Source organism: Mesorhizobium sp. M2E.F.Ca.ET.209.01.1.1, from assembly GCF_004010375.2.
Lineage (GTDB): Bacteria > Pseudomonadota > Alphaproteobacteria > Rhizobiales > Rhizobiaceae > Mesorhizobium.
Genome location: NZ_SADP02001206.1, coordinates 1 through 289, shown reverse-complemented (window position 1 = coordinate 289; position 289 = coordinate 1). Strand labels below are relative to the sequence as shown.

Here is a 289-nt window from a genome sequence, read left to right as displayed (position 1 = left end):
CTGCTTGGCCACTACTATCCGTCGATCGGGGAGAGCATGAAGCCGCTCGGCGACGCCTTCATCAAGCTGGTCAAGATGATCATCGCGCCGGTCATCTTCCTGACGGTCGCAACCGGCATCGCCGGCATGAGCGACCTGCAGAAGGTCGGCCGCGTCGCCGGCAAGGCGATGCTTTACTTCCTCACCTTCTCGACGCTGGCGCTGATCATCGGCCTGGTCGTGGCGAATGTCGTGCAGCTGGGCGCCGGCTTCAACATCGACTAGGAGACGCTCGACGCGACGACCGGCA

The 289-nt window shown here is 63.3% G+C and carries 1 pseudogene; it reads left to right on the top strand.

Going from position 1 to position 289, the window contains the following annotated elements:
- Window positions 1–261: pseudogene (locus EN852_RS39750) on the top strand (cation:dicarboxylase symporter family transporter); the annotation flags it as partial.
- Window positions 262–289: the final 28 nt, after the last annotated feature.